At 62.9% G+C, this 326-nt stretch carries 1 protein-coding gene; it reads left to right on the forward strand.

Going from position 1 to position 326, the window contains the following annotated elements; translation table 11 throughout:
• Window positions 1-75 precede the first annotated feature (75 nt).
• Window positions 76-326: DUF808 family protein (locus EE949_RS25705; protein WP_122666878.1), on the forward strand; the 251-nt coding region annotated here is incomplete at its 3' end.

A 326-nucleotide genomic window follows, 5' to 3' on the forward strand; every position in this document is an offset into this window, starting at 1 on the left:
GGCCTCAACAATGTGCCCGCAAAGCGTTGCGCCGCGCTATGCTCGGCCCTTCTTTCCCTTACGGATGCCCGATTCATGGCAGGAAGCAGCTTGTTGGTGTTGATCGACGATATCGCCGCAGTACTCGATGACGTCGCCCTGATGACAAGAGTGGCGGCGAAGAAGACCGCCGGTGTGTTGGGCGATGACCTGGCGCTCAATGCCCAGCAAGTCTCCGGCGTGCGTGCCGAACGCGAAATACCCGTGGTGTGGGCGGTGGCGGTCGGTTCGCTCAAGAACAAGGCCATCCTGGTGCCGGCCGCGCTGGCGATCAGCGCCTTCCTGCC

The organism is Pseudomonas viridiflava, from assembly GCF_900602065.1.
Lineage (GTDB): Bacteria > Pseudomonadota > Gammaproteobacteria > Pseudomonadales > Pseudomonadaceae > Aquipseudomonas.